Source organism: Mesorhizobium sp. YM1C-6-2 (genome assembly GCF_003666685.1).
Lineage (GTDB): Bacteria > Pseudomonadota > Alphaproteobacteria > Rhizobiales > Rhizobiaceae > Mesorhizobium_K.
Genome location: NZ_RCIZ01000010.1, coordinates 36879 through 50746 on the forward strand (window position 1 = coordinate 36879; position 13868 = coordinate 50746).

At 62.1% G+C, this 13868-nt stretch carries 13 protein-coding genes; 7 read left to right on the forward strand and 6 right to left on the reverse strand.

The window, feature by feature from the left end; all coding sequences use genetic code 11:
• Positions 1-139: 139 nt before the first annotated feature.
• The 6 genes from D8676_RS21085 to D8676_RS21110 all read right to left on the reverse strand — a co-directional run bounded on the left by D8676_RS21085 (position 140) and on the right by D8676_RS21110 (position 5634).
• Positions 140-1186 (reverse strand): C45 family peptidase, encoded by a 1047-nt coding sequence (locus D8676_RS21085; RefSeq protein WP_121583071.1) that lies wholly within the window; start codon positions 1184-1186, stop codon positions 140-142.
• Positions 1176-1904 (reverse strand): glutamine ABC transporter ATP-binding protein GlnQ, encoded by a 729-nt coding sequence (glnQ, locus tag D8676_RS21090; RefSeq protein ID WP_121583072.1) that lies wholly within the window; start codon positions 1902-1904, stop codon positions 1176-1178. The genes D8676_RS21085 and glnQ overlap by 11 nt, the downstream gene beginning before the upstream one ends.
• Positions 1901-2557, reverse strand: coding sequence for a glutamine ABC transporter permease GlnP (glnP, locus tag D8676_RS21095; RefSeq protein WP_121583073.1), 657 nt, complete (start codon positions 2555-2557; stop codon positions 1901-1903). The genes glnQ and glnP overlap by 4 nt, the downstream gene beginning before the upstream one ends.
• A gap of 96 nt (positions 2558-2653) precedes the next feature.
• Entirely contained in the window at positions 2654-3394 is a 741-nt protein-coding gene (gene glnH, locus D8676_RS21100; protein WP_121583074.1) for a glutamine ABC transporter substrate-binding protein GlnH, read from the reverse strand.
• Positions 3395-3409: 15 nt separating this feature from the next.
• A complete protein-coding gene (locus tag D8676_RS21105) occupies positions 3410-4753 on the reverse strand; it encodes an aspartate aminotransferase family protein (protein WP_121583075.1) in 1344 nt (447 codons plus the stop codon).
• Positions 4750-5634 carry a MurR/RpiR family transcriptional regulator gene (locus tag D8676_RS21110; RefSeq protein ID WP_121583076.1) on the reverse strand — a complete coding sequence of 295 codons (885 nt, stop codon included), beginning with the start codon at positions 5632-5634 and terminating at the stop codon, positions 4750-4752. Before D8676_RS21110 ends, D8676_RS21105 begins: the two co-directional genes overlap by 4 nt.
• 91 nt (positions 5635-5725) lie before the next feature.
• Between D8676_RS21110 and D8676_RS21115 the strand changes: the two genes are divergently transcribed.
• The 7 genes from D8676_RS21115 to D8676_RS21145 all read left to right on the forward strand — a co-directional run bounded on the left by D8676_RS21115 (position 5726) and on the right by D8676_RS21145 (position 13847).
• A complete protein-coding gene (locus tag D8676_RS21115; RefSeq protein ID WP_121583077.1) occupies positions 5726-6592 on the forward strand; it encodes a 3-keto-5-aminohexanoate cleavage protein in 867 nt (288 codons plus the stop codon).
• 268 nt (positions 6593-6860) lie between these two features.
• A complete protein-coding gene (locus D8676_RS21120; protein ID WP_245427022.1) occupies positions 6861-7316 on the forward strand; it encodes a non-heme iron oxygenase ferredoxin subunit in 456 nt (151 codons plus the stop codon).
• A 76-nt stretch (positions 7317-7392) separates the two neighbouring features.
• Positions 7393-8688 (forward strand): sugar ABC transporter substrate-binding protein, encoded by a 1296-nt coding sequence (locus D8676_RS21125; protein ID WP_121583079.1) that lies wholly within the window; start codon positions 7393-7395, stop codon positions 8686-8688.
• 80 nt (positions 8689-8768) lie between these two features.
• A complete protein-coding gene (locus D8676_RS21130; RefSeq protein WP_183097185.1) occupies positions 8769-9758 on the forward strand; it encodes an ABC transporter permease in 990 nt (329 codons plus the stop codon).
• Entirely contained in the window at positions 9755-10768 is a 1014-nt protein-coding gene (locus tag D8676_RS21135) for an ABC transporter permease (RefSeq protein ID WP_121583081.1), read from the forward strand. Before D8676_RS21130 ends, D8676_RS21135 begins: the two co-directional genes overlap by 4 nt.
• 27 nt (positions 10769-10795) lie before the next feature.
• Complete coding sequence (locus D8676_RS21140; RefSeq protein WP_121583082.1) at positions 10796-12346, forward strand: FGGY family carbohydrate kinase; 1551 nt, start codon at positions 10796-10798, stop codon at positions 12344-12346.
• A 7-nt stretch (positions 12347-12353) separates the two neighbouring features.
• A complete protein-coding gene (locus D8676_RS21145; RefSeq protein ID WP_121583083.1) occupies positions 12354-13847 on the forward strand; it encodes a sugar ABC transporter ATP-binding protein in 1494 nt (497 codons plus the stop codon).
• The last annotated feature ends 21 nt before the right edge of the window (positions 13848-13868 follow it).

Sequence of the window (13868 nt, forward strand, 5' to 3'; positions counted from 1 at the left end):
TTTTCACAGGCCATACCCATTCCGGACGTTGAGGAGCGCGGCGAGGTGATGAAGGATATCGAAAAGTTCCCGGCGGCGCGCCCGCGCTATCAGCACCGTGAGCCGTGGGAGGTTCTAGGGAGCAGCTGATAGTGCGTTGCTATGTTAAGCGCGATCGCCGGTCCGTGCCTCTCAGGACGTAGCAAGGCGCATGGCTCATCTGGTCGTAGACTTGCCAATCCAGCGATTGGCTCCCGACGTCGAAGACGGCAGTCGCAAGCGTGTTCTCATGATCGGGATCGTCGGGTTGCGCGCGGTAGATCGGCAACGCCGCGGCGGTTCCATCCCAAAGGACGGACGTCGGGTCGAGCGTGCCGCCGGCGCCGGCGATGATCGCGTCGCCGCGCTGCTGCCGTGACGACGAAGACGACGTGATGATCTGCCGTTCGCCCGACATGTCCTGATGGACCAGATGGTTGGCATGGCATCGGGGCTGCCGGACAACCTCGACCGAACAGCTCGAATGCGTGAATTCCACGCTCACAAGGCGAGGGTCGCCGCGCTGGGCCAGCGTCATGTGAAAGGCTCCGGCGCGCTGGGATGTCCGCAGCAGCTCAGTCGCCTCGTCGAGTGATCCGCAATCCAGAATGGCGCGGCCGAGGATCATACGCGGCAGCCCGGCGCCGGCATCTCGCGAGCGGATGTTATTGACGGTCTGGACGAGGCCCGTCTCGGTCGCGGCGAAGGTATGGCCGGGGATCGACGCGGGATAGACGAAACTCGTGAACGAGCGGCCGCCGACGGGCTGAACACGTGCCAGCGCGCAATGGCCGCGAAAGCCGGGATCGCCGTCCTCATTGTGTGCGACCACCGGCGCGTCGCCGGGTATCTGCACCGTCGTGCACCCGTCGGGCGCCATGGCCCAGACGTCGCCGCGGCAGTTCCAGAGAAACACGTCGTTGAAGGGCAGGGCGAGGCCCTGCGCCAATCCCTGCAGCTCAGACCAGTAGGCGGGGAGGCGGGCCTCGACAAGTCTGCGCATCTCGGCCGCGCGCGGGTCGTCGCGGAACGCCATCACCGAAGCCCAGGCATGGCCGATGACGAGGTGACGATGGACGATGTCGGCTCCGAACAGACCGAGCTGGACGCCGATGTCGTGATGCTTTCCCGCTATCTCCAGAAATCCGAGCCGGCCCTCAGTGGACATGCTGCAGGAACTCCTTGAGGCGCGGATTCGTCGTATTGGCGAGCAGCTCGGCGGGATTGCCGTCGACCGAGATCTTGCCGTCCTCCATGAAGATCAGGCGCGTTCCGACCTGACGGGCGAAGGCCATTTCATGCGTGACCACGATCATGGTCATGCCTTCCTCAGCCAGGGAGCGCATGACGCGCAGCACCTCATGGCGCAGCTCCGGATCGAGCGCGGACGTCGGCTCGTCGAACAGCATGAGCTTCGGCTTGACCGCGAGCGCGCGCGCAATCGCCACGCGCTGCTGCTGGCCGCCAGAAAGCTCCGACGGATAATGGTGGCCGCGTTCGGCAAGGCCCACCTTGGCGAGAAGTGCCTTCGCCTGTTCGATAGCCTCAGCCTTGGCGACGCCGCGCACACGCTGCGGGCCGAAGGCGACGTTCTGCAGCGCGGTCATCTGCGGGAACAGGTTGAACTGCTGGAACACCATGCCGGCCTCCTGGCGGATCAGCCGCACCTTGGAGCGCCCTGACCTGACGCTGATGTCGTCGACGACAAGGTCGCCGCCATTGATCTCTTCGAGCGCGTTGATGCAGCGAAGCAGCGTGGACTTGCCCGAGCCGGACGGCCCGATCAGCACCACGACCTCGCCCGCATCGATGTTGAGGTCGACCTCGCGCAGCACCACGACCGGGCCGAAGGTCTTGGTGACCTTGCGAAACTCTACGATGCTCATAGGATCCGCATCCTCTTTTCGGTGACACGCAGGATCAGTGTCAGTGTGCCGGTCATCAGCAGGTAGAGGATCGCCACCGCCGACCAGATTTCTACGGCCCGGAAATTGGCGGCCATGATCTCCTGACCCTGACGGGTCAGTTCGCCGACGCCGATGACGATGAACAGCGACGTGTCCTTGAGGCTGACGATGAACTGGTTGCCGAGCGGCGGGATCATCCGCCGGAAGGCTACTGGTCCGATGATGTAGACCAGCACCTTCCACATCGGCAGGCCGAGCGCGAGTCCCGCTTCCTTCAGCCCCTTGTGCACCGACAGGAACGAGCCGCGCACGATCTCGGCGATGTAGGCGCCGGCGTTGACGATGATGGAGACGACCGCCGCGGTCATCGGGTTGACGCGGATGTCGGCGAGCACCGGCAGCGCGAAATAGATGAACATGACCTGTACGACGATGGGTGTGCCCCGGATCAGCTCGACATAGGCAAAGGCGATGCCATTGACGATGGCGTTGCCGTAGGCACGCATCAGGCCGGCAACGAAGCCGACGATGAGGCCGCCCACCAGCCCGGCGACGGTGATCAGGATCGTGAGCCGCGCGCCGCTGAGCAGCGCCGGCATTGCGTCGGCGATGACGGACCAGTCGAATTCCATGTTGGGCTCCCGCTATGAGGCGCGCCCGCCGAAGGGAGCCGGCGCGCCTGACCAGAGCAATCTCCTGCAAGGCCAGGCAGCGGCCTTGCGTCAGTGTCAGAGCTTCGGCTCAGCGCCGAACCACTTTTTGTAGATCTCGGTATAGCGGCCATCCTTCTTCATGTTGGCGAGTGCCACATTCACCTTGGCCACCAGTTCGCTGCCCTTCGGGAAACCGATGCCGTACTGGTGGGCCATCATCTGCTCGCCGACCGCCTTCACCTTGCCGTCACCGGCCGTCTTCACGTAGTAGAGCACGTTCGGCGTGTCATGCATGGCCGCGTCGACACGGCCGGTCCGCAGCTCCAGATAGGCGTTGTCGATGTTGGGGAACTGGCGCAGCTCCGTTTCCTTGAAGTTCTCCTTGGCATAGTCGGTCGCCGAAGTGCCGGTCTTGGTGGCCAGTACCTTGCCCTTCAGGTCATCCGCGCCCTTGATCGTGCTGTCGGCGGGCACCATCAGCAGGAAGCCGCTGTCGTAATAGCCGTCGGAGAAGTCTATCGCCTTCTTGCGCTCGTCCTTGATGGTGATGCCAGCCAGCGCGACATCCACCTGCTTGGTCTGGAGCGCCGGAATGATGCCGTTGAAGTCCATCGGCTGCAGCGTGTAGGTGACGCCGATCTCCTTGGCGATGGCATCCCACATGTCGATGTCGAAGCCGACATATTTGTCGCCTTCCTTGAATTCGAACGGTACGAAGGCGGTGTCGGTGGCGACGACCAGGTCCTCGGCCTTGGTGCTCTGTGTGAATGCGATGGCCGTTGCGAAGGCGGCAAACAGGATATTGCGCAGTTTCATCTGGGTTCCCCTTGGTTAGTGCTTTTCGATTGGAAGAGAGGCGATTGCCGCATCGATCGCATCGCCGAGCCTTTCGACGATGCGGGAAATGTCGCTGCGGTCGACGATGAAGGGCGGCGCCAGCAGGACGTGATCGCCGAGCCTGCCGTCGATGGTGCCGCCCATCGGATAGACCATGAGACCGCGCGCCATGGCTTCCTTCTTGATGCGCGCGTTGAGCTTCAGCTTCGGGTCGAACGGATGCTTGCTTGTGCGGTCCGCCACCAGTTCGACGCCCCGGAACAGGCCGCGCCCGCGGACGTCGCCGACATGGTGATGGTTGCCCAGACGCTCGGTCAGACGGGTTTCCAGCTCGGTGCCCATGGCGACCACGTTGGCGAGCAGGTTCTCTCGCCGGATCGTCTGCTGCACGGCAAGCCCGGCAGCCGCGGCCATCGGGTGCCCCATATAGGTGTGGCCGTGCTGGAAGAAGCCGGAGCCGTTGGCGAAGGCATCGAATATCTTTTGCGACAGCAGCACCGCGCCGAGCGGCTGGTAACCGCCGCCCAGCCCCTTGGCGATGGTCATCAGGTCCGGCGCTACGCCGTCCTGCTCGCAGGCATGCAGCGTCCCGGTGCGGCCCATGCCGCACATCACCTCGTCGAGGATGAGCAGCACGCCGTAGCGGTCACATATGGCGCGGATGCGCTTGAGGTAGTCGGCGACGGGTGGCACCGCTCCAGCGGTCGCACCCACGACCGTCTCCGCAACGAAAGCAATGACCTGGTCGGCGCCGAGTTCGAGTATCTTGTCCTCGAGCTGCTGCGCGGCGCGGGCGGCATAGGCTTCGTCGCTCTCGCCGGTTTCCTGCAGGCGGTAGGCGTAGCAGGGGTCGATGTGGTGGGTTTCGATCAGCAGCGGCTTGAATTGCGCGCGGCGCCACTCATTGCCGCCCGCGGCCAGCGCGCCCAGCGTGTTGCCGTGATAGCTCTGTCGGCGCGCGATGATGTGCCGGCGCTGCGGTTCGCCCTTCTCGACAAAATACTGCCGCGCCATTTTCAGGGCGGCCTCGACGGCCTCGGACCCGCCGCTGACGAGATAGACGTGGCTCAACCCGGCTGGGGCGTCCTCGACCAGCAGGTCCGCCAGGGCCTCGGCGACTTCCGACGTGAAGAAGCCGGTATGCGCATAAGCCAGCCGGTCCAGTTGCTCGTGAAGGGCAGAGATCACAGCCGGATGAGCATGGCCCAGGCAGGATACCGCTGCCCCGCCGGAGGCGTCGATATAGGCCTTGCCCTCGGCATCGAACAGTTCGATGCCGCTGCCGCCGACGGCGACCGGCATGCGGGAATGAGCGGCGCGATGCAGGATGCGGGTCACGGACGTTTCGTCCTCGTCTTGAGATGGGTGTTGAGTGCGGCCGACTGGCGGTCGACGCTGGCGAGCGCGGCGCTCGCAGTGTCTCCGGCATGTCCGGCCACAAGGGCCCCGAGGATTTCGCCGACGACAAAGGCCGGCGACATGGTGTGCAGGAAGGACGGACTTTCCGTCGGAACGACGATGGTGCAGGCGGCGAGCTGTGCCAGCGGTGCAACCGGGCTGTCGGTGATCGCCACAACCGACAGCCCGCAGGATTGCGCATATTCGGTCAGTTCGACCGTCTGCCGTGTATAGGGGAGCACGCTCACCGCGACGAGCACATCGTCGCGTGCCGCACTGCCCAGGGTGTCTGCACCGATCCCGCCAGGGGCGTCCAGCATGATCGCATGCTTGCCGGCCAGCGACAGCACATAGTGCAGATGCCAGGCTGGCGAATGGCTGGAACGCAGGCCGAGACAATAGATGCGCCGTGCCCGTGAAAGCCGCCGCGCCGCATCGACAAGGTTGTCCAGGGTGGCAGGCTGTGACAGCGAGCCGATCTGGGCGTGGACGCCTCCCAGCATATCCGCGGCCAACGCATGGTCGCCCTTGAGCTTCTGGCTTTTCGCCTGGGTGCCCACGCGGCCGACAAACCCGGTCACATCGCTGCGCATGGCGTCGGCATAGAGCTGGCGGACGTCCTCGTAACCGGAAAGACCGAGGTGTTTGGCCAGGCGGGTCATGGTGGCCGGCTGAACCTGTGCCTGCCGCGCCTGCTCGCGCATCGACAGCAGGGCAACCTCGCGCGGTTGGTCGAGGACATAGCGCGCGGCGGCCTGGAGTTGCTCCGACATCGAGTCGAAGGCTGTTACGATCGCTTCGGCGAGAGGACCTGCTTGCATGGGACTCGAATACACCGGCTCAAACTTGATTGCAACATTTGTTTCATAAGTGTATCAGTATGATTTATATGGATCATTACAGGAAGTACGAATGACGGCGCCCCAGCAACCGCACCGGGTAGCGATTTCAGTGGCGCCGAATGGCGGCCGGAAGACAAAGGCGGATCACCCGTCCATTCCACTCACGGCGATCGAACTTGCGAGGACCGCCGCCGAATGCCTGGAAGCGGGCGCCAGCATGATCCATGTCCATGTGCGCCGGGCCGATGGCCGTCATCTCCTCGATACCGACGCTTACCAGCAAACAATCACGGCGATCCGCGCGGAGGTGGACGACCGTCTTCTGATTCAGATCACCACCGAGGCGCTCGGCATCTACAGTCCCGCCGAACAGATCGCCGTGCTGAAGGCAACCCGGCCGGAAGCCGCGTCGCTGGCGCTTCGCGAGCTTGTGCCGGACGATACCGCCGAGCCGGCTTTCGCCGATGCGCTCGCCTGGATGAAGCAGGAGGACGTGCGCCCGCAGATCATCCTCTACGATCCTTCGGAAGCCGTCCGACTGGCGGCGATGATCCGCCGCGGCCTGGTGCCGTGGTCCGACATTCCGGTCATCTATGTGCTCGGCCGTTACACGGTCGCCCAAACGTCGTTGCCGTCCGACCTGCTGCCGTTCCTGGCGCCAGATATGCCGCGGTTCTCGAACTGGAGTGTATGCGCCTTCGGCAGGCATGAAGCCGCATGCGTCACCACGGCTGCGCTGTTGGGCGGACATGTCCGGGTCGGCTTCGAGAACAATCTCCTGCTACCGGACGGCAATCGGGCAGAAAGCAACGCCGCGCTGATCCAGCCGGTCGCAGCCGCGATTAAAGGATTCGGATTTTCCCTATGCGATGCGACGTCAGCTCGCGCGCTCTTCGGGAACTCGGCGACGGAGAGTTCAGTCGCCAGAACAACCTGATCCGCTTGCACGCATATCTGAAAGAGGCGGTTTAAACCGACCAGGGTAGGGGGATAGTCCTGCTTCGGCCGGCGTAAAAGTCGTCCACCTATTTTCCTTTTTTGCACCGAGCGAAGGAGGGCAGGGGATCTGCCGCGGACCTGTATCTGAAGGTCCGTCTCGCCTGCTCTGAATGGATCATGCAGCGCCAGGCGGCGAAGCATGATGCTGTCGTATTTGGTCCCGCCCAGCCCACAAGCGCCGATCACCGTCCGGTGGCTGAGGCTCGATGCCAAGTGAAGACCAATGCCCTCATTCAAAGAATGAATTTGAGCGTCCAATCGGCGTGCCAATAGGTAGAACGAACCTAAATTTCGGGCCTAACGAAACAAAACGAAAGACGACGATGGCTGAGGAGAATACCGCGGGGGCCGCACCTGAATGGGTGTTGGCGGCAGGGGCGCATGCGCTTGCATCGGAAGATGCGATGCGCTTCACGCACGGCGGAAAATGCATTGCGGTCTATAACCTTTCGGGCAGCTTCTATGCCACGTCGGGTATCTGCACGCATGAACATGCCTTCATGTCGGAAGGCTATATCGACGGCGAAACCGTCGAATGTCCCCTGCATCAGGGGCTCTTCAACATTCGAACGGGCGCCGCGCTGTCGCCGCCCGTGACCAAGAACCTGCAGACGTTCAAGACCAAAGTCGAAAATGGGCAGGTCTACGTGCTGGTCGAATAGCCATCACGGGATGAGCTGGTGACTACCCAGGCGTGGTCGCCGAGGAAAAACCATCATCAAAAATCGGGAGGAAAATATGTTCAGTTCAACACGGCGTGCCGCCTTACGCGGCACGATCAGCGCTGTCGTGCTTATGGCGGTGCAGGGCGGGTTCACGGTCGCCGCGCAGGCCGAAGGCGTGCACGACACGCTGAATGGCCTCATTGCCAAATATTCCGAGCAGGCCAAGCAGGAGATGTCCAACAAAAGCGTCTCGGAGCTCTTCGAGAAAGACGGTTTTCGCGACTATCTCGACGTCTATCCGGTAGGCGAACTGGCGGAAGGCTTCGTGTGGAAGCCGGGCATGGGTGCGACATTCACCGGCCCCTACAGCAAGCTCGAAATCAAGTCGCCCTTCACCGACTACATCCCGCTGGCGGAAGGGCCGGTGCTCGATCCCAACAAGACCTACAAAATCGGCTTCGTGTTTCACGGCTTCAACCATCCCTGGCTGATCAGCCTCGCAGACACGGCGGCCTGGGAAGCGGCGCGGCATCCCAATGTCGAGATCGAAGTGATCGACGCGGAATTCGACGACAACAAGATGGGTCAGGTCATCGATACTTGGGTCGCCAAGAAATACGACGGCATCGTCCTGTGGCCGTCGCGAGAGGCGCCGATGGGGCCGCCGGTTGACCGTGCCATCGATGCCGGAATCCCGGTCGTCAGCGTCGACCGCAGGACTTCGTCCGAAAAGATCAGCTCGGAGGTCCTCGGGAACTTCTATGCGAACGGTCTCCAGGAAGGTCTCTACCTGAAGGAGGTCCTTCAGGGCGGAAACATCGTGCTCAACCGCAAGGACCTAGGAAGCACCGCGGATTCGATCCGTACCGGCGCCTTCCTCGAAGTGATCGGCAATGTCGATGGCTTCAATATCCAGGGCAACTACCACACGAACAGCCAGCGCCAGCTGGCGTTCCAGTCCACTGCCGATGCCCTCCAGGCTTTCAACGACATTTCTGTCAGCTTCAACACCGGTGGTGAGGAAGCCATGGGAGCCCTCGACGCAATCCGCGAGGCGAAGCGGCTGAACTCCGCGCCCGATGGCAAGAAGATCGTCATCCTAGCCAACGACGATGCCAAGGAGGTCCTGAAGGAGATCACGGACGGCAACATCGACATGGTGTCGCCATACACGCCGTTGATCGGCGACATCGGTATCCGCGCCGTCATCAAGCATATCGGTGCCAAGGAAGGCCTCAACGAGGCTCCGCCGAAGCTCATCATGACGCCGAATCTGCCGATGATCACCAAGACCAAGATGACCATCGAAGGCGTCGAGACCATGACGCCGGACGAGTGGCCCTACGCTTACGGACCCGCTGTAAACTGAACCTCCCAAGACGTTCCATGCCGCAGCCGTTGGATTGGCTGCGGCATGGGACCTGGACCGGATTCGACGGGTTTCGCCACATGGCCGCAATCGAAGATAAAGCAGGCGCCAAGCCATCGGGAAATCGCCCGGCGTGGCCGGCTCTGCCAGCCGTCGGGGACCTGAGCCGTGTCGCCGTGCTGATCGCGCTCGTCACGGTCGGGCAGTATCTCTATCCGGGCTTCCTTTCGGCTGAGAACCTGCGCGTGATCCTGACCGCTGTCGCCGGCATAGGCATCCTCGCCTTCGGGATGACGATGGTCGTCATAACAGGCGAAATAGACCTCTCCGTTGCCGGTGTCGCCGTCCTTTCCACAGTCGTCGGCGGCCTGCTGATAGCGACCGGTTCACCCTTCCTGATCATCGGGGCCGTGCTGCTCTGCGGACTTGTGCTCGGCATCATCAACGGCATCCTGGTGGCGAAGGTCGGCATCTCCTCGCTGATCTCCACGCTGGCCATGCTCGGCATCGCGGGGGCTCTCGCCAATATCTTCTCGGGAGGGCAGGCTGCCTATCCGGAGAAGATCGCGGAATTCATGTGGTTCGGTCGCGGAACCGTTTTCGGCGTACCAGTACCGATCGCACTTTTCGCCCTGATGGCGCTGATCTGTCTTTTCCTCACCCGGAGCGCGACCTTCGGACGAAGGCTTTACGCGACGGGCGGCAACGCGCGGGCGGCGATGCTCTCCGGCATAAGGGTCGATCGCGTCAAGATCGCGGTCTTCGCGTTCTGCGGCGTCTGCGCTGCCGTGGCGGGCCTGATCGAAAGTGCTCGCCTCGGCTACATCAATCCGGCAGCCTTTCCAGGGCTTGAACTGAAGGTGCTGGCGGTGACCGTGCTTGGTGGCGCGGCGCTGGCGGGCGGCACGGGATCTGTATTCGGCGCGCTTGTAGCGGCCCTCATCATCGGCGTGATCAATAATCTTCTGAACCAGATGGGCGTCAGCTTCTACATGCAGCAGGTCGTCACTGCGCTGGTCATTCTCGTGGTCGTCATGCCCGGCATGAAGCACAGGAAATTCGTGAAATGACGATCGCTGAGAGAGCCTCCGCCCGGCCGCTGGCGGTCTCCGGGATTCTCAAGGATCCAATTCTCTGGCTCCTCGTGTCCATCGTGATCGTCGGTGCTGCGACCTCGCCGCATTATCTGTCGGAACTCAACATCCAGAACCTGTTGCGCAACGCGGCGCTGGTAGGGCTTCTCGCCACCGGCATGTCGATCGTCCTGATTACCGGCCGGATCGATCTCTCCATCGCCGCGAACATGGTTTTCGCAACGATAATCGGCGTCGTCGTGACAGCCTGGATCGGTCGCGAATTCGACGTGCGGTGGATTGTAAGAGGCAACACCTTCGTCGGATCGCCCGTGGTCTTCATCGCAGTCTCGATCATGACCGGCGTGGCGATCGGGATCGTCAATGGCATCGGCGTGGCCTATCTCAAGGTCGCCTCCTTCATCATGACGCTCGTGTCGCTGACCGCCTTGCGCGGCATGGGCTATCTGGCGACCAACGGCGCGCCCTTTTATCTCAAGGGCGAGACGTTCAACTGGCTGGGCGATGCGGTATTGCTCGGTGTTCCGGTAAGCTTCGCGCTGTTCATCATTCTCGTGGCGGTGACGCATTTCTTCCTCACCTGCACGACGACCGGCGGACGGCTCTATGCAATCGGCGGCAATGAGACCGCGACGCTTTATTCCGGCATCAAGACGAAACGCTACATCGTCACCGCCTTCGCGCTGAGTGGTTTCTTCGCGACCGTGGCCGGCCTCGTCTTCACGGCACGGCTCAAATCCGTGGAAGCCGCGCTCGCGCAGGGCTACGAACTCACCGCGATCGCGATCGCGGTGATCGGTGGCGTCGCGCTCGGTGGAGGAACCGGTTCGTTGTGGCGGGTGCTCCTGGCGGCCGTCACGTTCGCGGCGGGGCTCAATCTGCTGGCCATATGGGGCGTACCGACATGGTACCAGAACCTCGCCATAGGTGCGGTTCTGGTCCTGGCGGTGGCGATGGCGCGTTTCCAGTACAAGTCGCAACATTGAATTTTATCAAGGCAGGGAGGAACAGCTTTGACGGGACATCTGACGATCGGGATCGACATCGGCACAACCAACGTCAAGGCATGTATTCTAGACACGAATACCGGAAAGATCGTTGCGTTCGGATCGCAGGAGCATCCGCTTTTCCACCCACGGCCGGGCTATGCCGAACAGGAAGCGGAGAACTATTGGCAGGCGGTGACGTCGTCGATCCGGCAGTGTCTGGAGCAGGGCAACTTTGCCCGCGACATCGCTGGCGTCGCGATATCGGGGCTGGTCGGCGTGACCTTGCCGGTCAATGATAAGGGCAAACCCCTGCGCCCGGCGATGATCTGGATGGACTCTCGTTCCGAAGAGGAATGCGATGACATCCGCAAGACCGTGGGCACGCGCGAGATCAATCGCAACAACGGCAACCGGGTGGCACCGTGGTTCATAGATCCCAAGGCGCTGTGGATAGCAAAACACGAGCCGCACGTTTTTTCAGCCACGCACAAGTTCCTCTCGCCCGCGGGCTACTGCACCTATCGCATGTGCGGCAATTTCACGATGAACACCGGCGATGCCGGGCTGGCCTATGCATACGAATACCAGAAGGAAGCCTGGAATCCCGCAATCGCCAATGCGATCGGAATTCCGATCGAAAAGTTCCCGAGGCTCTATCGCTCGCACGAGGTCGTCGGCGAGATCACCAGCAAGGCTGCCGAGGAAACCGGTCTGCTTGCCGGCACGATTGTCGCGGCGGGTGGCACCGACATCAGTTCGGCCGCGCTCGGCGTCGGGGTGACGAAGGCCGGCGAGGCCTTCTATTCGATGGGAACCGGTTCCAACCTTGGGATCATGATCCCGACGGAACAGACGCTCGACGAATATCGCATCCTGAAGTGGCCGCATGTGCTGCCGGGCCTGACGATGTTCGATGCGCCGATGGCATTCACCGGGGCGTCGCTGAAGTGGTTCCGCGATCAATTCGGTGATTCCGAATTCCGGCTCGCGGAACGCATGGGCCAAAACCTCTTCGACCTCTTCACCGAACAGGCGAAGCAGGTCCCGGCCTGTTCGAATGGACTGTTGTACCTTCCTTATCTGGGCAATTCGCTGGCGCCGAACTGGAACAGTCGCGCGACCGGCGTTTTCTTCGGCGTTCAGCCGACAACCACGCGCGCGACGATGATCCGTGCGCTCATTGAGGGCGTCGCGTTCGATGTCCTTTCAAACTTCCGCATCGCCGAAGCGGCTGGCGCGAAGATCGATACGCTGGTCCTCAATGGGGGACCGACCAAGAGCCGGTTCTGGAACCAGATCACGGCGAATGTCGTCAACCGGCCGCTCAAGGTGCCGGACATCGGCGAGGCTGCGCCGATCGGCGATGCGGTGCTGGCTGCGGTTGCAGCCGGTATTTATCCCGATCCGGTCACGCCGCTTGGCGATATCGTCAAGATCAAGGAGACCATCGATCCAGATCCCGCGATGAACCGCCGTTATGTCGACTTCTTCGAGGAGTGGTGCCTGGTCTACCAGAGCCTCGTCGGCTCGATGGACAGGCATCGTGCGCTGCTCGACAAATACAGCGTGAACTGAGGCGATCGTGGAAAACATCGCGCCAATCCTCGAACTTCGCGGCATCAGCAAGACGTTCCCGGGCGTTCGCGCGCTCTCGAACGTCTCATTCGATCTTCGGGCCGGCGAGGTTCATGCACTCGTCGGAGAGAATGGCGCAGGAAAATCCACGCTTCTGTCCTGCATGAACGGGCTACTGCAACCCAATGAGGGTGAGATCCTGATCGACGGCAAACAGGCTGTCCTCTCCAGCCCTTCGATCGCCATAGAGCATCGTCTGGCCATGGTTCACCAGGAACTGGTTCTCTGCCCCAATCTCAGTGTGGCCCAGAACATATTTCTCGGACGGGAACCGAAGCGTGGGCTCGGCGCTCTTGATCGCGTCGCGATGAACCGGAAGGCGACCGAACTTCTCGACATGATCGGCGTCGAGATCGACCCCAAGCGGGTGCTTGGAACACTCAGTCTCAACGAACAGCAGATCGTGGAAATCTGCCGTGCCCTGGCGACAGACCCGAAAGTTATCGTGCTCGACGAGCCGACGGCATCGCTCAACGACGACCAGGTCATTCACCTGCTGAACGTCGTCAAGCTTCTCAAGGCGCGAGGTCTGGGGATTGTCTATGTCTCGCATCGGCTTAACGAGGTGCTGGAGCTTTCCGATCGGATCACCGTCCTGCGCGACGGCAGCGTCGTCACCACGGTCGATGCCGAAGGCATGACCGAGCCTCAACTCGTTTCCTACATGGTAGGCAAGGCCCGTGCGGGTGCCAGGAGCGATTTTCGCGAGCGCAGGCATGGTGGGGTGATGCTCGAACTCGACGGGCTATCCAAGGCCGGCAAGTTCCAGGATGTTTCATTCAAGGTTCGGCGGGGCGAGATCGTCGGCATCGCGGGATTGCTTGGTTGCAACCGGGAAGCCGTCGCGCAGGCGATCTTCGGTGCGACAAGCACTGACCAGGGCGAGATCCTGATACGCGAAACACCGGCGCGGTTTCGGTCTCCGCACGACGCGATTCGCTTGGGCGTCGCTTACATGCCTGCCGACCGCAAGAACGAAGGCCTCGTCCTGGACATGAACATCGCCGACAATGCGAGCATGGCGACGCTCGGCAGCCTCGGCACCTGGGGGGTGTTGCGACGCGGTCGCGTGCGGCGCATGGCCTCGGATATCGTCAAACTGCTCTCCATCAAGGTCAGCAGCTTGTCCCAGAAGGCTTCGCAGCTTTCCGGCGGCAACCAGCAGAAAATCGTCATCGGCAAATGGATTGCCCGCAATAGCGAGATCGTTGTCGCGGAAGATCCGACCCGCGGCGTGGACATCGGCGCGAAGGCGGAAATCTGGAATTCCCTGCAGTCACTGGCGGATGAGGGCAAGGCGCTCGTCGTCATGACGACGGAACTGCAGGAAATGCTGCATGTCTGCGACCGCATTCTCGTCATGAGCAGAGGGCGGATAACCGGCGAGTTCCAACGTCACGAGTTTTCGGCCGAGACCATCACGCAACGGTTCTTTGCGTAACCACCGGAAGCCGCGCGTGGC

Bases quoted from the DNA above. Each gene is read 5' to 3' on its own strand.
- D8676_RS21085 (WP_121583071.1), bottom strand. From the start codon at position 1,186: ATGTCCACTGAGGGCCGGCTCGGATTTCTGGAGATAGCGGGAAAGCAT.
- glnQ (WP_121583072.1), bottom strand. From the start codon at position 1,904: ATGAGCATCGTAGAGTTTCGCAAGGTCACCAAGACCTTCGGCCCGGTC.
- glnP (WP_121583073.1), bottom strand. From the start codon at position 2,557: ATGGAATTCGACTGGTCCGTCATCGCCGACGCAATGCCGGCGCTGCTC.
- glnH (WP_121583074.1), bottom strand. From the start codon at position 3,394: ATGAAACTGCGCAATATCCTGTTTGCCGCCTTCGCAACGGCCATCGCA.
- D8676_RS21110 (WP_121583076.1), bottom strand. From the start codon at position 5,634: ATGCAAGCAGGTCCTCTCGCCGAAGCGATCGTAACAGCCTTCGACTCG.
- D8676_RS21115 (WP_121583077.1), top strand. From the start codon at position 5,726: ATGACGGCGCCCCAGCAACCGCACCGGGTAGCGATTTCAGTGGCGCCG.
- D8676_RS21120 (WP_245427022.1), top strand. From the start codon at position 6,861: ATGCCAAGTGAAGACCAATGCCCTCATTCAAAGAATGAATTTGAGCGT.
- D8676_RS21125 (WP_121583079.1), top strand. From the start codon at position 7,393: ATGTTCAGTTCAACACGGCGTGCCGCCTTACGCGGCACGATCAGCGCT.
- D8676_RS21130 (WP_183097185.1), top strand. From the start codon at position 8,769: ATGGCCGCAATCGAAGATAAAGCAGGCGCCAAGCCATCGGGAAATCGC.
- D8676_RS21135 (WP_121583081.1), top strand. From the start codon at position 9,755: ATGACGATCGCTGAGAGAGCCTCCGCCCGGCCGCTGGCGGTCTCCGGG.